The organism is Maridesulfovibrio sp. (assembly GCF_963666665.1).
GTDB lineage: Bacteria > Desulfobacterota > Desulfovibrionia > Desulfovibrionales > Desulfovibrionaceae > Maridesulfovibrio.
Window position 1 is genome coordinate 3,183,024 of the sequence record NZ_OY762999.1, and the last position, 19,134, is coordinate 3,202,157.

Annotated in this window: 18 protein-coding genes; 13 read left to right on the forward strand and 5 right to left on the reverse strand. The window is 49.7% G+C overall.

What is annotated here, in order from left to right; translation table 11 throughout:
* Positions 1-9: 9 nt before the first annotated feature.
* The 4 genes from dsrK to dsrP are packed head-to-tail and all read left to right on the forward strand — an operon-like array spanning position 10 to position 3,963.
* Complete coding sequence (dsrK, locus tag ACKU40_RS14610; protein ID WP_320173530.1) at positions 10-1,617, forward strand: sulfate reduction electron transfer complex DsrMKJOP subunit DsrK; 1,608 nt, start codon at positions 10-12, stop codon at positions 1,615-1,617.
* 3 nt (positions 1,618-1,620) lie between these two features.
* Positions 1,621-1,998, forward strand: a complete 378-nt coding sequence (gene dsrJ, locus ACKU40_RS14615) for a sulfate reduction electron transfer complex DsrMKJOP subunit DsrJ (RefSeq protein WP_320173531.1) — start codon at positions 1,621-1,623, stop codon at positions 1,996-1,998.
* The gene (dsrO, locus tag ACKU40_RS14620; protein WP_320173532.1) at positions 1,998-2,777 is read left to right on the forward strand and encodes a sulfate reduction electron transfer complex DsrMKJOP subunit DsrO; all 780 of its coding nucleotides are present in this window, start codon (positions 1,998-2,000) and stop codon (positions 2,775-2,777) included. The genes dsrJ and dsrO overlap by 1 nt, the downstream gene beginning before the upstream one ends.
* A gap of 13 nt (positions 2,778-2,790) precedes the next feature.
* Positions 2,791-3,963, forward strand: a complete 1,173-nt coding sequence (dsrP, locus tag ACKU40_RS14625; RefSeq protein ID WP_320173533.1) for a sulfate reduction electron transfer complex DsrMKJOP subunit DsrP — start codon at positions 2,791-2,793, stop codon at positions 3,961-3,963.
* 261 nt (positions 3,964-4,224) lie between these two features.
* On the opposite strand, the gene ACKU40_RS14630 is transcribed toward dsrP, so the two are convergent.
* Positions 4,225-4,713: a hypothetical protein gene (locus tag ACKU40_RS14630; protein ID WP_320173534.1), complete on the reverse strand. Its 489-nt coding sequence runs from the start codon at positions 4,711-4,713 to the stop codon at positions 4,225-4,227.
* Between the two features lie 282 nt (positions 4,714-4,995).
* Between ACKU40_RS14630 and ACKU40_RS14635 the strand changes: the two genes are divergently transcribed.
* Positions 4,996-5,436 carry a universal stress protein gene (locus ACKU40_RS14635; protein ID WP_320173535.1) on the forward strand — a complete coding sequence of 147 codons (441 nt, stop codon included), beginning with the start codon at positions 4,996-4,998 and terminating at the stop codon, positions 5,434-5,436.
* 234 nt (positions 5,437-5,670) lie between these two features.
* On the opposite strand, the gene rsgA is transcribed toward ACKU40_RS14635, so the two are convergent.
* On the reverse strand, positions 5,671-6,786 hold the full coding sequence (gene rsgA / locus ACKU40_RS14640) for a ribosome small subunit-dependent GTPase A (protein ID WP_320173536.1): 1,116 nt from the start codon (positions 6,784-6,786) through the stop codon (positions 5,671-5,673).
* A gap of 597 nt (positions 6,787-7,383) precedes the next feature.
* Between rsgA and hisC the strand changes: the two genes are divergently transcribed.
* From hisC to ACKU40_RS14660, 4 genes are all read left to right on the forward strand, one after another.
* A complete protein-coding gene (gene hisC / locus ACKU40_RS14645) occupies positions 7,384-8,478 on the forward strand; it encodes a histidinol-phosphate transaminase (protein WP_320173537.1) in 1,095 nt (364 codons plus the stop codon).
* Entirely contained in the window at positions 8,478-9,149 is a 672-nt protein-coding gene (gene cmk, locus ACKU40_RS14650) for a (d)CMP kinase (protein WP_320173538.1), read from the forward strand. The genes hisC and cmk overlap by 1 nt, the downstream gene beginning before the upstream one ends.
* A 211-nt stretch (positions 9,150-9,360) precedes the next feature.
* Positions 9,361-10,806, forward strand: a complete 1,446-nt coding sequence (locus ACKU40_RS14655; protein ID WP_320173539.1) for an HAD-IIB family hydrolase — start codon at positions 9,361-9,363, stop codon at positions 10,804-10,806.
* Between the two features lie 97 nt (positions 10,807-10,903).
* A complete protein-coding gene (locus ACKU40_RS14660) occupies positions 10,904-11,947 on the forward strand; it encodes an alpha/beta hydrolase (protein WP_320173540.1) in 1,044 nt (347 codons plus the stop codon).
* Positions 11,948-11,993: 46 nt separating this feature from the next.
* Here ACKU40_RS14660 and rnhA read toward each other — a convergent pair whose 3' ends face one another.
* From rnhA to ACKU40_RS14675, 3 genes are all read right to left on the reverse strand, one after another.
* Complete coding sequence (gene rnhA / locus ACKU40_RS14665) at positions 11,994-12,458, reverse strand: ribonuclease HI (RefSeq protein ID WP_320173541.1); 465 nt, start codon at positions 12,456-12,458, stop codon at positions 11,994-11,996.
* Between the two features lie 9 nt (positions 12,459-12,467).
* Positions 12,468-13,037: a TPM domain-containing protein gene (locus tag ACKU40_RS14670; protein WP_320173542.1), complete on the reverse strand. Its 570-nt coding sequence runs from the start codon at positions 13,035-13,037 to the stop codon at positions 12,468-12,470.
* A 98-nt stretch (positions 13,038-13,135) separates the two neighbouring features.
* Positions 13,136-14,503 (reverse strand): phosphomannomutase/phosphoglucomutase, encoded by a 1,368-nt coding sequence (locus ACKU40_RS14675; protein ID WP_320173543.1) that lies wholly within the window; start codon positions 14,501-14,503, stop codon positions 13,136-13,138.
* Between the two features lie 138 nt (positions 14,504-14,641).
* On the opposite strand from ACKU40_RS14675, the gene ACKU40_RS14680 reads away from it, so the two are divergent.
* The 4 genes from ACKU40_RS14680 (at position 14,642) to glf (ending at position 19,048) form a co-directional block, all read left to right on the forward strand.
* Positions 14,642-15,667, forward strand: coding sequence for a radical SAM protein (locus ACKU40_RS14680; protein ID WP_320173544.1), 1,026 nt, complete (start codon positions 14,642-14,644; stop codon positions 15,665-15,667).
* Positions 15,668-15,862: 195 nt separating this feature from the next.
* Entirely contained in the window at positions 15,863-16,966 is a 1,104-nt protein-coding gene (hflK, locus tag ACKU40_RS14685) for an FtsH protease activity modulator HflK (RefSeq protein ID WP_320173545.1), read from the forward strand.
* A gap of 10 nt (positions 16,967-16,976) precedes the next feature.
* Positions 16,977-17,834, forward strand: coding sequence for a protease modulator HflC (hflC, locus tag ACKU40_RS14690; protein ID WP_320173546.1), 858 nt, complete (start codon positions 16,977-16,979; stop codon positions 17,832-17,834).
* Between the two features lie 86 nt (positions 17,835-17,920).
* The gene (gene glf, locus ACKU40_RS14695; protein WP_320173547.1) at positions 17,921-19,048 is read left to right on the forward strand and encodes a UDP-galactopyranose mutase; all 1,128 of its coding nucleotides are present in this window, start codon (positions 17,921-17,923) and stop codon (positions 19,046-19,048) included.
* The last annotated feature ends 86 nt before the right edge of the window (positions 19,049-19,134 follow it).

Sequence of the window (19,134 nt, forward strand, 5' to 3'; positions counted from 1 at the left end):
GGAGTTGACATGGCTGACCTCCCAAAAGCTGATGAGCTTTTTAAAAGCATTAATTATACACCACCGTCCACAGGCTGGATGGACACCCCGGTAGATACCTCTCCGGGCAACTGGTGTTACCCCGCAAAAGCGGAAAAACTCGAGTATCTCGGCTTCCCCAACCCGCGTGAATGGAATCCCGCTGATGTTGACTGGAAGCTTCCTGAGAACTGGCAGGACATCGTCCACGAAGGTTTCAAGGAAAGACTCGATAAGTATCGTTCACTCAAAGTATTCATGGACATCTGTGTTCGCTGTGGTGCTTGTGCTGACAAGTGTCACTTTTTCATCGGTTCCGGTGATCCCAAGAACATGCCCGTCCTGCGTGCGGAACTTATGCGTTCCATCTACCGCAAGGACTTCACCATGGCCGGTAAGATTCTCTCTACCCTGACCGGGTCCAGAGTCATGACCGAAGATGTTCTCAAAGAGTGGTTTATCTACTTCTACCAGTGCACTGAGTGCCGCCGTTGTTCCCTGTTCTGCCCCTACGGCATCGACACAGCGGAAATCACCATGATGGCACGTGAACTGCTTCACCTCTGCGGTGTGAACATCAACTGGATCCTTGAGCCGGTTTCCAACTGTAACCGTACCGGTAACCACCTCGGCATCCAGCCCCACGCATTCAAAGACATCGTTGACTTCATGGTCGACGATATCGAAGAAATCACCGGCAAGCGCATCAACGTTCCCATGAACGAAAAAGGCCATGAAGTTATCTTCATTACTCCTTCCGGTGACGTATTCGCTGATCCCGGCATCTACACCTTCATGGGTTACCTGATGCTGTTCGATCACATCGGACTTGACTACACCCTGTCCACCTACGCATCTGAAGGCGGTAACTTCGGTCTCTTCACCTCAGCTGATATGATGAAGAAACTGAACGCCAAGATGTACGCCGAAGCAGATCGCCTCGGAGCAAAATGGATTCTCGGCGGTGAGTGCGGCCACATGTGGCGTGTTATCAACCAGTACATGGATACCATGAACGGTCCCGCGAACAACCTTCAGGTTCCCGTGAGCCCCATCACCGGTACCGTGTTTGAAAACGCACGCCAGACCAAAATGGTTCACATCACCGAGTTCACTGCTGACCTCATGAAGCACAACAAGCTGAAACTTGATCCCAGCAGGAACGACCATATTCGCGCAACCTTCCACGATTCCTGTAACCCCGCCCGCGCCATGGGCCTCATGGACGAGCCTCGTTACGTTATCAAGAATGTCGTCAAGAACTTCTTTGAAATGCCTGAACAGACCATCCGCGAGCAGACATTCTGCTGCGCCGGCGGTTCCGGCCTCAACACTGACGAAATCATGGAAATCCGCATGCGCGGCGGCCTGCCCCGCGGTAACGCACTTAAAGCTGTTCAGGAACAGCATGATGTAAACATGCTCTCCTGCATCTGCGCTATTGACCGTGCGACCCTGCTTCCCCTGGCCAACTACTGGGCTCCCGGCGTAGACGTCTGCGGTGTTCACGAGCTGGTTGGTAACGCCCTCATCCTTGACGGCGAAAAAGAAAGGGAAACAGACCTTCGTATGAATCCTCTGCCCGGGAAGGAGGGTTAAATCATGCACTACGGTGGAAAAATTATAACCGGACTGGTTATCTTCCTCGGCCTGGTGTCCATGCCTTTCTGGTTCAACATCGGCGGAAGCTATGAAGAGCCGAAGGTAGAACTGCCCAAGAATGCTAAAATCTGTGTTGCTCCCACCCAGAATATGCGTGAGAACCACATGAAGCTTCTTGACCAGTGGAGAGATATGGCTCTTCGCGAAGGCAAAAGGACTTACATCAGTGCTAAAGGCGATAAATACACCATCAGCCTTCAGAACACCTGTATGCAGTGCCACACCAGCAAGGAACAGTTCTGCGACAAGTGCCACGTTGATGCGAGTGTAACTCCCTACTGCTGGGATTGCCACGTACCTCCCAAGGAGGCTAAATAATGAAACAGAGTAGAAGAAACTTCCTTAAGTTTGCAGGCCTCTCCGCAGCCGGACTCTGCATCGCCCCCACTGTTGCCATGGCATCCAGTGCACCCGGCGGTGGAGCTCATGCAGCTGTGAATGACAATTCCCTCCACGCAAAGCGTTGGGCAATGGTCATCGACACCCGCAAACTGAATACTGAAGAAGCAATTGAAGCTCTGGCTGAAACCTGCCACCATATCCATAACGTGCCTACCATCGAATCCGAGCAGGACGTTAAATGGATGTGGTCCGGTTCTTACGGTGAAGTGTTCCCCGAACAGGAGAACAACTTCCCCTCCGAAGCTCAGGAAAAACGCAGGTTCCCCCTGCTCTGCAACCACTGCGAAAGCCCATCCTGTGTACGCGTTTGCCCCACAAAGGCGACCTTTGTACGCCCTGACGGCATTGTAGCGATGGACTACCACCGCTGCATCGGCTGTCGCTACTGCATGGCTGCATGTCCCTACGGCTCCAGAAGCTTTAACTTCATGGATCCCAGAACCCATCTGGACATGGACAAGATCAACAAGAAGTTCCCCACCCGTATGCGCGGTGTTGTTGAAAAATGTAACTTCTGCGTTGAGCGTCTCGCTGTGGGTGAACTGCCCGCATGTTCAGAAAAATCAGGTGGCGCGATCATCTTCGGCGATCTGCAGGACCCCAACTCTAATGTGAGAAAGGCCCTGCGTGAGAACTTCACCATCCGTAGAAAACCAACCGCAGGCACTGAGCCCGGCGTTTACTACATCATTTAGGGGGAAGCCTGATATGCTCGAAAAAGCTTTTAAAGGCGGACCGAAATACTGGGCTTGGATTGGTTTCCTGCTGCTCATAATCGGTGCCGGTTTCTGCACATATCTGACCCAGCTTCAGGAAGGGATGACCATCACCGGTCTTAACCGTGATGTTTCCTGGGGTTTCTATATTGCACAGTTCACCTACCTTGTCGGTCTCGCCGCATCCGGTGTTATGATCGTACTGCCTTACTACTTCCATCATTACAAGAAGTTCAAAGGCATGGTAATCATGGGTGAATTCATGGCTATTGCTGCCGTTGTCATGTGTCTCGGTTTCATCATCGTCGACATTGGACAGCCCCAGCGTATGCTTAACATCATCTTCCATCCGACTCCGAACTCTATCCTCTTCTGGGATATGATCGTTCTGAACGGATACCTGATCCTGAACGTTGTAATCGGTTGGACCTGCCTTGAGTGTGACCGCCAGCGCGTATCCCATCCTAAATGGGTTAAGCCTCTGGTATACACCTCCATTGTATGGGCATTCTCCATCCACACCGTTACCGCGTTCCTGTATGCCGGTCTGCCCGGCCGCCACTACTGGCTCACCGCCATTCTGGCTGCCCGCTTCCTGGCATCTGCGTTCTGCTCCGGACCTGCTATCCTGCTGCTCGTGGTTTTCCTCGTGCGCAAGATCACCAAGTACGAACCCGGCAAAGGCGCAATCGGAACTCTCACAACTATTATCACTTACGCAATGTGCGTGAACGTCTTCTTCTTCCTGCTTGAAGTTTTCACCGCATTCTACTCCAATATGCCCGGACATATCCACTCCATCGCATACCTCTTCGCCGGTAGCCACGGCCACCACGAACTGGTACCCTGGATGTGGACTGCAGCATGCTTCGCTATTCTCAGCCTCGCACTGCTCATTCCGCCCAAACTGCGTTACAACCAGAAGCTGCTGCCCTGGTCCCTCGCTATCCTCGTTATCGCAACCTGGATTGATAAGGGTCTCGGCCTGCTGATCGGTGGTTTCACACCGAACCCCTTCAATGAAATCACTGTTTACTGGCCCACCGGTAAAGAGCTCATGATTTCATTCATGGTTTACGCACTCGGCGCACTGACTCTGACTTTCCTTTACAAGATTGCCACAGACGTTAAGCGCGAAGTCGGCCAGTTGACTACTGAAGACTAGTCACTGATTGATTACCGAACTTGAAAGCCCCCTGCTTCTTACGAGGCAGGGGGCTTCTTTATTGTGTTCGGAAATCCATGTTGATCTCAAACAACAAACATTATCCATCTCAAAAGACAATTCAAAAACTTCCGTCAGCTATCGAACACAGAGCCGGACAGTTATCGATCACAGAACATTAAAAAGCCGCCTACCCAAATAAGGATAAGCGGCTTTCTCGCGTAAGAAAAGATCTTACGCAGGAAGATTACGTATGAGCGACTATACGTAATCTCCCCGGTTAAATTTGATCTGTTCGGTCACGGCTACAGTTTCCAGTTCGGATACGATGGAACCGAGTTCCGGATTCTCGCTTTGCACACCGGGCCAATCCTTCTTGAGGGACTCAACTCCACCTTGAATACCTTCAAGAGTCGAATAGGCCTGCTTCAACCCGCCCTCCGCAGAGGAACCGAGCTGCTGGGCATAGCTTTCAAGCTTTCCGAAAAGGTCTTCCACCTTGCCGACAAACTCACTTTCGCTGACCTGAGCGGTCTGCTGAACTTGAGCGGCCTGCTGCACCTGCAACAGGGGATTGACCTGAAGACCCGGCACCGGCGGTGCTGATGCTGCGCTGTTTTTCTGCGCTGCACCCTGCTGAACTTCCTGATTAAGGAATTCGCCGAACGCTGCCCCGTCAACCTTCTTTGCCTTGTTTTCCTGCTGCTGTTGCAGCTTTAAGGCTTCAATCTGTTCAGGACTTATCTTCATATTATACTCCTCAGCCTTTGGTTTCACCCAACACTATGCAATGACCTTGCCAAAGTCTAGACTTTCACTCAATAGGCTGATTTAACTAACTTTACATTTCTTATAAGCTCGGAAAAAACTGCCCCTTCATGCTTGTATTCAACCACAGTAAGACATTTTTTCCTCCTGCAGGATAAAGTATAAGAAAAAGCTTGTCCATGTCGGTAATAATCAGATATCATTTGAAGTAAGAAATTTTAGAATGCACTTTCTTTCCATGCACAAACATTATGGAGGTAGCATATGGCTGAAATCAAGAAGATACTCTGTGCAGTGGACTTTTCGGATCACAGCCCCGTTGTAGCAGAATACGCTAGCACCCTGGCAAAGACTCTGGGAGCAGATATCATCTGCCTTTACGTGGCTCCGTCACTGGATCAATATGTGGGTTTCCATGTACCACCCAGCTCCATTGAAAATTTCGTTGGCGAAATTGTAACTGGTGCTGACTCGACAATGGAAACTTTCATCACCGAGAATTTTAAGGATGTAACTGTCAGCGGTAAGGTTGTTACCGGTTATGCAGCTGAAGAAATTATAGCTATTTCTGAAAGCGAGAATGCAGACATGATCGTCATGGGAACCCATGGACGTGCCGGAATCGACCGCATCCTGTTCGGTTCAGTTGCTGAAAAGGTGGTTAAGTCCGCCAAGAGCCCTGTTTTGACTGTCAGACCCTCCTAGGCAAAACCTTATAACGGACCTTAAGATCATCACCCCGATCTAAAGGTCGACCTCACTAACCTCAAAAAAGCCCCCCGTTTAGCCATGAGCGGGGGGCTTGGTTTTTTTTGAAATAAATATGATTTATTTCGGTGTGACTGACATGAGCGGGCGGTCATGAATTCTTAAAATAAATATGATTTATTTCGGCATGACCGCCATGTCATGATTCATCTCTTTCGAGACAAACCAAATCTATCTTCGTTTCCAATTTTTATTAACAGCTTTGATTTTCATAGCAACATCGCGCCAACGCTCTTTTTCGATACGGTCGGCAGTTTTGTGCTGTCGCTGTGAGACATAATCAAGCTCTCGTTTCATTTTCCGATAGCTTTCCAACCGTTCCGCAGAAAGCTCACCACTCGCTACGGCCTGCAGCACGTTACAGCCGGGATCATTCAAATGATCGCAATCCGAGAACCGGCAATAGAGGGCATAATCTTCAATGTCAGCAAAGGAGCTTTCGACTCCTCCGTCTTCGGAATAGAACGCAATTTCGCGAATCCCCGGATTATCTATCAGCAATCCACCTTGAGGCATGGCAATCAAATCACGTCCAGTTGTGGTATGCCGTCCTTTGCCCACACTCTGGCTGACAGCTCCTGTCTGCTGCACAGACTTGCCGTAAAGCCTGTTCAAGAGCGTAGACTTGCCAGCCCCGGACGAACCAACCATGGTCGCAGTCTTGCCCGAAGACAGGTACTGCTCCAGCTCCAAAACCCCGCTTTCATCATCAACAGACACGAGATGGACGGGAACGCCGAAGGCAACGGATTCAACCTCATCTACGCAGCTCAGCGGATCTTCATGTAAATCCGCTTTTGTCAGGACTATTACAGGGGATAAATTGCAGTTGTATACCAAAGTCAGATAACGCTCGATACGCCTTACATTGTAATCGCGGTCCAAGCCGCAAACAATGAACACCGTATCCAGATTGGCAGCCATGATCTGCTCTTTCATAGCAACATCATGACTCTTGCCACGTCCCCCTGCAGCACCGCGCGAGAGCGCATTGCGTCTGGGCAGAACCTTGTCTATCACGACATCCCGCAAGAGAACCCAATCACCGATAACAGGAAACAGTTTTTCAGAATCCGCCTCCCCCGTCCTGTGACGCACCTTTCCGGAAAGTGTTACCTGTATATCCTCACTGCCCTGACTCACAAGAAAGATATCTTTGTTCACGCTAACGACCCTTGCCGGGATATCCGTGTCAGAAACTATTTCCTGAAATGAATCAGACCAGCCCATTGTTTTGAGTTTTGTTTGATTTGATAAGCTTTCTGCTAATTCTAAAATATTCATCATTTGGTGTTACCATTTATTGATAATCTGAAACATGACAGCCCAGCATATACTAAACCACCATGACTCAGAAATGTTCACTTGAATGTTTCTTTCAGGCGGACAAAGCCAAAAAACGCACCTGTCCATTAACCTGAAATATAAAAAACAGGCATGAATCACATATGGTATGTCACCGACAAAAATTGGGAACAGCAATAGAGGCGGAACTCGAACCAGAGCTCCGGTGCGGCGTAAGCCGGAAAGGAAACAGAAATGTTCCTCTGATAGAATCATAATGTTCTGCCAAGGCAGAACCAGATCATTCTGCTACCAGCTTGCTACCTTTTGTCGGCAACTTGCGGTACAATCTCCAATGATCTCATAAACATAAAATCTCCTTAAAATAACTTTGTCTTCAAGAAAATCTTTACTTCCATGACTTTAAGCTGTCAACTGCAGTATATTTTGACAAATTCACCGTTCCAAACTAATAAAACCGGACCTTCATTTTTAAATTGTCCCTGTTTTTATTAGGCCGCGACAGGGACGCCGAAGGCATCTTTTATTCAAAAAGCGCGCAGCGCATCACAATCAATCACATCTATCGAGGATTCCAGCATGTCCGCCATCAAAGTCCGTTCTGATATGATGGATTCAAAGCCCTATGCACCGGGCCTGACCATCGAGGAAATTAAAGAGAAATACGGTCTCGACACCGTCATTAAACTCGCCAGCAACGAAAACCCGCTGGGCGCATCCCCCATGGCCCAGAAAGCCATTAACCGTCATGCTCCTTCGGTTTTCCGCTACCCTCATAACGGCAACCCGCGCTTGAATGCAGCCATTGCCAAACGCACCGGTGTTTCCGAAGAACAGATTATCAGCGGCAACGGTTCAGACGAAGTCCTCGACCTGCTGGTACGCATCAAGGCCAATCCCGGACAGGACGAAGTCATAACCTACGAATCATGCTTCAGCATGTATCGTCTCATGTCCCATCTCTGTGCAGTAAACTTTCGTCAGATTCCCCGCGAAGAAGGTCACAAGCAGCCTCTCAAGGCACTTACCGCCGCTGTCAGTGAGAAAACAGCACTCGTGTTCCTGACTTCTCCGGACAACCCTACCGGGCTGGCTGTTACTGTTGATGAAGTGCGCGAAATGGCAGCTTCCATCCCCGAACAGACACTGCTGGTCATTGACGAAGCATACATAGAATTCGCCCGTCCGGCGGAAAGATACGACATGCGTCCCCTGCTGGAAGAATTCCCCAACATCGTGCTGACCCGTACTTTCTCCAAGGCATACGGTCTGGCCGGACTGCGCATCGGATACGGCATCATGAGCCAGCAGCTTGCAGATTACATCAAGAGTGCCCGTGCGCCCTTTACCGTGAACCTGCTGGCCGAAGAAGCTGCCATTGCCGTGCTGGAAGACGAAACATTTTTCAATACAACAATAGACGTGGTTCTGCGCGGCCGTGAACTTTTCACAACAGAAATCCGCAAAATGGGCTGTGAAGTACTTGATTCCCAAGCCAACTTCATTATGTTCAAGCCCACCCGCGATGCCATGGATGTGTTTGAAGACCTGCTCAAACGGGGCATCATTGTACGTCCGCTTAAGAGCTTCGGCCTTGGCGAATACATCCGGGTCAATATGGGAACTGACCACGAGAACAAAGTATTCTTAGAAACACTTAAGGAGGTCCTTTAATGGACACACCTTTTATCATAACTTTGGACGGCCCCGCCGGTGTGGGGAAATCCACCCTTGCCAAACGGCTGGCCGACCGCTTTAAGATCGCCTATCTCGATACCGGAGCCATGTTCCGCGGAACCGCCTGGAAACTAGGCGAAGGAGCTTGGGACTGGGATGCAGACAAGCTTGACGAAGCTCTTAAGGGCCTTGAGTTCACCCTCTCCGGCAGCGGTTCCGACTCTACTTTGAGCCTGAACGGTACTCCGCTGACCGATGAAATCCGCACCGAAACAGTAGGCATGTGGGCCTCCAATATGGCCAAGATCCCGGCTGTGCGCGAATATCAGAAAATTGCCCAGCGTGCCATCGGCGAGACCACTTCCCTCATTGCCGAGGGAAGAGATATGGGTACGGTCATTTTCCCGCAGGCACCCTGCAAATTCTTCCTTGATGCAGACCTCGAAGAACGCGCCAGCAGAAGATTCGAACAGCTCAAGGATATGGGCAAGCCCGCAGAGATGGCAGAACTGATCAAACAAATCGCCGCCCGCGACGATCAGGACCGCAACCGCAAGGTAGCTCCGCTCAAGCCCGCCGAAGATTCTATCCTCGTGGACACCACCCATCTTGATATCAACGGTGTTTTCGACAAGCTTGTTTTCGAAACCGAAAAAAAAGTTAATTAAAAACGAAAACGCAAATACGAATATTTTAGGCCGCTTGGAAGTTTTTCCCAGCGGCCTTTATCTTTTTGCGACCCAAATGTCGCTTGACTTTACAGTCGCAATAATTACGAATTCATATGCCTCCGGCGGCTTAAACCCTTTGCAAAGGGTTTAAGAATCCCAAAACCTTTTTATTAGGCTTCGCCGCTATCTGCGGCAAATGGAGCTATTTATGAACATATCTTCTATTCTGAAAAATATTTTCCCTGAACCGCTTGGTCCAGTATCTGAAAACCTTACTGACGAACTTGCGGCTTCTTTTTTTCCGGCAGATTCAACCAGGCTGGCACACATGCGTCAGGCCTGTAGAACTGCCCGCAGGCTTGCTGCCCAGATGGACTACGATGCTGCAACTGCGGAGAAAGTAGTAACCGCTGCCCTTTTCCATGATGTGGGCTATTCCGAAAAGCTGAACAAGACCGGATTTCATCCCCTTGACGGTGCGGCCTACCTTGCCCACTGCAATGCCCCGGAAGACCTGATTATGGCTGTCCTCTGGCATTCCAGCACTCCGGTTGAAATTGAGAGCATGCCTGAAATGAAGGAAATATACTCTCAGTTTCCCGGCCCCAACTATGATTGCCCCATTTACAAAGCAGTAGCCTACTGCGATTTCAGAACCTCGCCTGTGGGAGAATCATATTCCTTTGGCCAGCGCATCGTTGAACTTGAAAACAGATTCGGCCTTGATTCCGTACCACCGTCCATCGCACGCAAGACTCTGCCTTACTCCCGCCAGAACCAGCAGGACTTTACCAGAACTATTGCCTGCGCACAGGGCAAGACTCTTCCATGGATTTTCTGCGATATCGACAACACCCTGATCAAACCGGGTGAAACCATCGACCGCAGATCCCTCAATGCAATCAACCGCTACACCACAGCGGGCGGACGTTTCTCACTCATCACCGGAAAACATATGATCAGCGTTCCGCACCTGATCAGCAGTGTAGGTGACCATACTCCCCACGCCGGTGTTAACGGATCTGTCATTGTACGAAACGGAAAACTTGAAGTTTTCGGAGAAACAGTAACCACGTTCAAAGCCATAGAAGACGCGTTACTTGAAGCAAACGTCAACTACGCCACCTATGTAAGCGACGGCATCTGGACCCGTGCGGAACTGACTCCCAAAGAGCTTAATGACTTTGTCATGGTAGGCGAAACCCTGCCCCAAACCGGCCCTACTCCGGGCGATAAGAGCGCCATCAAGATTCTTACCTTTTCCCATCGCGACCAGACCGAGCAATGCGAAATGGTCCGCAACCTTGCCGAAAAATACGGTATGAGCTGCGTTCGCACTGCCGAGGATTTCCTTGAAATCGGTCCCGCAGGTCACGGCAAGCATTCCGCCATGATGCAGATCATGAAAGAAGCGGGTTGGTCCGACCTCAACTCAATTGCCATCGGTGACAGCGAGAACGACCTGACCATGTTCGGCCATGTAGGCTTAAGTGCCGTAGTTGCCAACGCAGCCCCCGAAGCACTGCCTGCAGCCGATCTGCACATTCCCGCCTGTGATGAATACGGAGTTGCCCGCCTGCTGGATGCCCTTGTTGATTCAGCACAGAACGGTTGCTGGTCCATTCCCCATAACTGGATAGCGAACTACAACTAGTACTTTTTCAATCCGGTTGCGGCATTCCTTTGTTGTGTTATAAGGGTTAGACATAAAAGTCTGATCCTTAGCGCACATTAAAGGAGGTCGCTCCGGTATGAAAAAAATATTCCTTCCCAGAGCTGCAACTATTGCCCTGACTCTTGTCTCACTGCTCCTGATTTCCGGTTGTTCCAAAAGCAGTACCGACAGCTTCAACAAGTGGAGTGCCGACCTGACCAAGGCCCTCACCACAGAACGTCCTTTTCAAGAAATCGAACTATTTTACGGAACAGACCGCAAACCCAGCGGAAGTACTGTACCCGCAAAAGCTTTCGGAGAGGAACGGGGCGATCTTAGTTGGGGCGCATGTTCAGTGACCGTACCTTACGATAAGGGAACCAAGGAACTCAAGAAATCACGCTTTACCATGACCTCCTACGGGTTGAGTCCGGCGCGTAACTATGAAGTCACAGATGTCCGCCAGCTTCCCCAGCGCTCCTTTGAAACATCTATCGCCAAACGCTTGGCAGCGAATCCGGAGAATTCCGCCCTCATCTTCGTACACGGCTTCAATATCTCATTTGCAGAAGCCGCAAAACGCACAGCACGCATGAGCTATCAGCTGCAATATCAGGGCGCACCGCTCTTTTTCAGCTGGCCCGCACAGGTAGATAAGCTCGATTACATGCAGGATGAACAAAACGCGGACTATGCCGTTGCGCAGCTCACTGAATTTCTAAAGGTTGTGACAGAAGAATCCACAGCGGAAAACATATTCTTAATCGGTAGCAATATGGGTTGCGAACCGCTATGTGAAGCCCTAACCAAGCTAAAATTAAGCCGCGAAAACATGTCCCGTATCCGGGAACTCATCCTCACTGCACCGGACATCAACCGCAATAAATTTGCGGCAATGATACTGCCAAAGATGCACAACACCAGCGCTCATATCACAATCTACATGTCCAACAGAGACGACAAGCTGGCTTTAGCACATAAGGAACGTTCAGGAATCAGGCTTGGAGATGTCGTGAATAATGCAGACCTGCCGGGCATTGATTTCGTGGATGCGTCAGCCGTAGATACCAGTATGGACGGCAAGCCTGACTTTGTTAAGAAGACTTCAATCTACAACGATATTGCGAATGTTATAAAATAGCACAAAAAACGGGTTGGAAGATTAATCTTCCAACCCGTTTTTTTGTCTATGCGCCTTCGTCTTCAATCAGATCGCCGGAGGATGCTGCCGTACGGGCCAGGTCGTCACACCGTTCGTTTTCTGGGTCCCCGGCATGACCTTTGACCCAACGAAAAGTTACATCGTGCTTCTCCAGCAGGGGAATGAACTGCAACCAGAGGTCCTTGTTTTTGACCGGCTTCTTAGCGGCGGTCTTCCAGCCGTTCTTCTGCCAGTTATCGATCCACTTCTTGGTAAAAGCATTCTTCACGTACTGGGAGTCTGTATAGAGAGTGACTTCACAAGGTTCCTTAAGCTCAGTCAGAGCTGCAATTACCGCCCGCATCTCCATGCGGTTATTGGTGGTCTTTTTATACCCCTGTGAAAGTTCCTTGCGGTGCTCGTTGAACAGGAGAACAGCACCATAGCCGCCTTTACCGGGGTTACCGAGGCATGAGCCGTCTGTATAAATGGTAAGTTTCTTCTTAGACATTAACTGTTTTTATTCCTTGTGGGCTGATGATTCAGGGTCAGGTATGCTGTTATTTCCATTTGTATAAACTTTAGGAACAGTCTGGTTGGAATCAACATCAACCAGTCGCTCCCAGATCATGGACAGACAGGTCATGAGCGATGCGGGCCACTCCTCATCAGAATAATGGTTTTCAAAATGCTTGTTTTCAAGCTCGGAAATAAATCCCTTACCCAAGGCATGACGCACAAGGCCCGGAAAATACATGCCCACATCCTGAGCAGGCGGGGAAATTACGATCAATAATTCCTTGGGATCGACTTCCTGTTCGGTGATCGGATCAAGAATAATCTGCACACGGGCTTTCACTCCGAACTCTGCTCGCATGCTCCTGATGAATCCCTGAATGAAATCCCGCTCTGAATCATTCAAGACCTTGGTCTGATCCCAGAGGGCATTACGAGCCTGTATCTTTTCCAGCGTGGACTGGTTGTTCATCCAAAAGGCGTAGACGACAAGACCGAGAACGACAATCATCCCGATCATCCTGAAAAACTTTTCCGTACCGGTTTTTCCTTGGGGCTTAATAAACAATGCCATGGATTATACCTTGTTCTGCTTGGTGTTTAAATCAGATGAAAAGGCTTACCTTCAAGTCCTTATGGTAGCAAGTATTTGCTTTCCTGTAAAAATGGCCGCTATGCACAAAGCTCTGCGGCCAATCGATCAAGCAGTTTTTCTACGTTCTCCCTTATCGCCCTGAGCTGCTCCTGAGAAGATGCTTCAAAACGCAAGGTCAGAGCTGCTTGAGTGTTAGAGGCTCGAACAAGGCCCCAGCCTCCTTCAAAGACTATGCGAACCCCGTCGATATCAATGACTTCGTAATCCTTGGCAAGTTCCTCTGCCGCCCTCTCAACCAGCCTGAACTTGATTTCTTCGGGATATTCAACTCGCAGCTCCGGGGTAAAGAAGGTCTGCGGCCAGCCGTCCCACATGCCTGAAACAGGTTCCTTGGAACGGGAAAGAATCTCCAGCAAACGCAAGGCAGAGTACAGCCCGTCATCAAAACCATAGAAACGGTCGGAAAAGAAAATATGCCCGCTCATCTCTCCGCCCAGTCCGGCTCCGGTTTCAATCATCTTGGCCTTCATTACAGAATGGCCGGTGCGGGCCATAAGCGGCTTACCGCCATGCTCGACAATATCATCAAACAACAGATGGCTGCATTTCACATCGGCCACCACAATTTCACCGGGCTTACGCTCCAGCATTTCCCGGGCATAAAGAGCCACAAGCCTGTCTCCGGGTACAAGATTCCCCCGTTCATCAACAGCCCCGATACGGTCGGCGTCACCGTCAAGACCGATACCCACTTCAGCTCCGTGCTCCACAACGGCCTTGAACAGGTCGCCCATATATTCGGCAACAACCGGATCAGGATGGTGGTTGGGGAAATCGCCGTCCGGTTCACAGTATTGCGGAATTACTTCAGCACCTGCCTGACGGAGCAGCTTAAGAGCGATATGCCCTCCTGCACCGTTACCGCCATCAAGCACAACCTTAACCGGACGCTCCAATTTAATATCTGAAAGCAGGTCTTCAATATAATAGGGCACGATATCATGATAGGAAGCCATACCGCTGCCCTCAGCAAAATTACCGGACTCTATTATTTTGTAGATTTCCTGAATATCGTCGGTATGAATGGTAGTCTCGCCGCCCCAGACCTTGAAGCCGTTGAATTCCGGCGGATTGTGACTGGCGGTTATCATCACCCCGGCTTTGTAGTTCAGCTTCTTTGCTGCAAAATACAGTGCCGGAGTAGGGATAAGATTAAGGAAAAGCACGTCCACACCGGAAGCATTCAGCCCCCGGCCAACGGCTTGCTGATAAGCAGGGGAACTATGGCGGCAGTCATGGCCCAGCACAGCACGGTCCCACCCCTTGGAGCGGAACCATGTACCGCACGCGCGACCGAGACGTTCAACCCACTCTTCATCAAAATCCTGATCTACAACACCGCGAATATCGTAGGCCCTGAAAATTTCTCTGCTAATTTCCTTCATCGTATATCTCCGTTAACCATAAATTCGTTTCGGCTTCTTAAAAAATACCCAGTTCTTGCAGTAGAACCGGATTGAGAGTATGTATCTAAAGCAGTTATCACACTATAATCTATAAAAAAGGCAACCGCACAGCAAGTCATGTTTGATATACCATACGTTGAAATCCATACAGTCGACCACTGCAACAATAACTGCCGTTGGTGCCATAATTATTCCCCTTTCTGCCCGGAAAAGGAATACGAGGCCAGTGACTATTTTCCCGGCCTTGAGATCCTCACTGGAGACCGCTTCCACCTAGGAGCAATTTCTCTCATGGGCGGAGAACCTTTCCTGCATTCGGATATCACCCGCTTCGCTTTCCAGATCTACGAAAGATACAAACGCCCCATGGTCATCACCAGCAACGGTTTCTGGCTTTCCGAAGATGCTGTGCGGGCCTATAAGGACCTTTGGCAACTGATGTCGCTGGTCAAAATTTCCCGTTACCCGACCATTGAAAAACGGCTCGGCGGCTATGACGAAGCATACCGCATAGCCATGCTGATCAAAGAATACAACCCTCATGTCCGCATTCAGTTCCCGCAAAAATCCATTTTCAATAAACTGGAAACCTTTGACCAGCCAAGGGAAGTAAAGCGGTTCTGCGGTAATTCTCACTGCATGGCCCTGCTGCGCGATATGACTGTGCACCGCTGCGGTGCCGGAGGCTACCAACGCTTCGCCCCTGAAGGAATGCTCAGCGAAGGATTCAGGAATTGTCCGCACATGTCCTATGACCTGAAAAATTTCGATTACCATGACTTTGTGCTCTGGCGTTCCCGCTTTCCTCTCGAAGCCTGCTCTTACTGCAATTTCTCTGACCGTACTCCCTCAGTAGGCTGGAAAGTGGAAAAAGGACACAAGCCATTTAATACGGATTATGAACTGGCCTATCACTACAATCTGGCCAAGAACATGGTCATTCAGGAGAACCTTGATGATGCCCATAGCAGGGCTGAACTCATCCGCAGCAATTACGGAGACCTGCCGCAAGTGGATGTCATCATTGGCCTCATTGCCTCACAGCACGGGGATATGCCCGGCAGCCTGAAAGCATTTTCTGCCGCCTTGCATAAAGATTCAAATAATCCTGATGCCAAGTACTTTCTCGACCTGATAAGCTAACGGAACAAATTGTACCACTTAATTTCCGATAACCAGAAAAAGTTTTATCTTTAGAAAAAATTGATATAATCTGTGCATATTTATTAATGCGTCACAGGAAGACCTGATAGCTCTCACCACTCGCTGAAACTTCGGCCTAGTGCAGGGGCTATTACTTCATTAACATACCGACCAACATATCCGATTTTCCTTGATATGTCGGTCTATCTCACCTATCAAATTTACATGAACTGGGACTGGGACAAATTATCCGAACAACGGCAGAGGAACAAAGGCGGAGGAGGAGCACCGAAACCGCCGAATGTGGACGATATCAACTCCACAATCAGGAAACTCCGCGGAACCGGCTTGCCGGGCGGCAAATTTATAATCATCGGTATCATCCTGCTCTGGTTTCTTTCCGGGGTATACATTGTAGAACCGGATGAAGTCGGTGTGGTAACCAGATTCGGCAAGTATGTGACAACCACTGCACCGGGTCCGCATTACCATCTTCCGGTTCCCATTGAATCGGTCATGAAACCCAAAGTCACACAGATCAGACGTGTGGAAGTGGGCTTCCGTTCCTATGGCTCTTCGCGATCCTTTACCCAAGGCCAGTCGCGCAACGTGCCTGAGGAATCCCTCATGCTGACCGGTGATGAAAACATCGTAGATGTTCAATTCATCGTGCAATACCAGATCAAAGATCCGGTGAACTACCTTTTTGAAGTCAGCAACCAGCCTAAAACCATTCAGGATGCTGCCGAAGCGGCCATGCGTGAGATCATCGGTAAAACCAAGATCGAACTGGCCCTGACTACCGGTAAGCTCCAGATTCAGACCGAGACCCGCAACCTGTTGCAGGAGATTGTAGACCGCTACAAACTCGGGGTAAATGTGCTGGCAGTGCAGTTGCAGAACGTGCATCCGCCGAACGAGGTTGTAGACGCCTTTAAGGACGTCGCATCCGCCCGTGAGGACAAGAGCCGTTACATCAACGAAGCGGAAGCATACCGCAACGACATCCTGCCCAAGGCAAGAGGTCAGGCTGCGGTTATCCTGAACAAAGCAGAAGCGTACAAGGAAACCAAGATACGTGAAGCTGAAGGTCAGGCTAAACGTTTTATGGCTGTCTACAAGGAATACCTGAAGGCCAAGGACATTACTGTTAAGCGTCTGTATCTGGAAACAATGCAGAACATCCTGTCCAATCCTGAAGTCAAGAAAGTCATTCTTTCCGATGACTCGGCCAAGAAGGCTCTTCCGTTCCTCTCTCTGGACGGCAGCACCCTTCCCATCCAAACCGGTAAAAAATAGGGGATAAGACATGAGTTTACTCAAGAAAAGTTCCGCTCCCCTGGCAATTCTGATTATTGTTGCCGTACTGGGGATTGCGCAGAGTGCATACATAGTAAAGCAGACCGAGAAAGCCATAGTGCTCCAGCTCGGTAAGCCCAAATCCGGACCCATGGGACCGGGGCTGCATTTCAAGCTGCCCTTTGTCCAGAACGTGATCTACTTTGATTCACGTCTTCTGGAATATGATGCCCGTCCGGCAGAAATTCTGACCAAAGACAAGAAAAACATGGTTGTGGACAACTACTCCAAGTGGCGCATCAGCGATCCCTTGCTGTTTTACCGCACCGTGCGTTCCATCCCACGCGCTCAGGCACGGCTGGATGATATTATCTACGCGGAACTCCGCGTTGCCCTTGGCCGCTACACACTGATCGAGATCATCTCCAGTGACCGTACTTCCATCATGGAAGAGGTCACCCAGACTTCAAATGCCCTGCTCAAAACGTACGGTATAGAAGTTCTTGATGTTCGTATCAAACGTACCGACCTGCCGCCTGAAAACGCCCGTGCTATTTACGGACGCATGCGCGCAGAACGTGAGCGTATGGCCAAGCAGTACCGCTCACAGGGTAGCGAAGCAGCCGCCCGCATTACTGCACAGGCGGACAAGGAAAGAGCAATTACCTTAGCTGACGCAAATCTCAAAGCAGAGATCATGCGCGGTGAAGGTGAAGGTAAAGCAACCAAAATATATGCTGACAGCTTCGGCAAGGACCCTAGATTCTACGAATTCAAGAAGTCCCTCGAAGCATATGAAGCAGGACTCAAAACGAACACCAGACTGATCCTTTCACAGGACAACCCGTTCTTGAAGTACATGAAGTAGTTGCTTAGCAAGCTCGACACATGAAGAATAAGCCCGTAGTATCTTAAAAGATATTACGGGCTTTAATTTTTTGCCGGAGACTTCATATGGAAAACTGCAAACATCTTATCGTTGGTGCCGGGATTACCGGCTGTACTGTAGCACGGCACATTGCCGAGGAATTAGGCGAGCGGGTGCTGGTCATTGACAAGCGCGACCACATCGGCGGCAACTGCCACAGCCAGACCAATTCAGAAACAGGCATTGAATTCCACAGCTACGGTACTCATATCTTCCATACCAAGGAACGGCGTGTCTGGGATTTCCTGAACCGTTTTACTGAATTCAACGGTTACAGACATAAGGTGGTAACCACCTATCAAGGCCGCACTTTCCACATGCCGGTCAACCTTCAGACCATTAATTCGTTTTTCGGCATCAATTTGAAACCGCACGAAGTGGAAGATTTTATCCAGAGCAAAAGCGCTGAAGAGAACATCACCAATCCGCAAAACCTTGAAGAAAAGGCCATCAGCCTCATCGGACGCGAACTTTATGAGGCTTTCGTCAAAGGCTATACCCTCAAGCAATGGGAATGCGATCCTAAGGAACTGGACGCCTCAATCATCACCCGACTGCCTTTCCGGCACACCTATGAATGCGACTACTTTACCGACCGCTATCAGGGTATTCCATGGGACGGATATACAAATCTGTTCGAACGCATGCTGGACCATGAACTGATTGAAACCAAGCTGAATACGAACTTCTTCGACCTGAAACGGATTGTTCCCGAAGACTGCACCATCTACTACACCGGCCCGGTGGACAGATTTTTTGACTACTGCCATGGCGAACTGACATGGCGCTCCCTGCGCTTTGAATACCGAATTGAGGAAGTGCAAGATTATCAAGGCACCGCAGTCATGAACTACGCTGATATTGAGGTACCTTACACACGCATCCACGAATACCAGCACCTGCACCCGGAAAGGGAGAATCAAAGCGGCAAAACCGTAACCGCGCGTGAATTCTCCATGAAATGGAAGCAGGGAGAAGAGCCATACTACCCGGTCAATACAGATGAAGACCGCAAACGGCACGAACTGTACAGGACTGAAGCGGATAATCTTAAGAATGTGCACTTCCTAGGCAGGCTGGGACAATACAAATATTACGACATGGATAAAGCCGTGCTGGCCGCACTGGAATTTTGCGACCGAGAACTAAGCTGAAGAAATCACCATAAGCGACATACAGAAAGCCGCCAGTTCCAAACTGGCGGCTTTTTATTTGATCATCCTTCCTAAAAGAGCCCGCA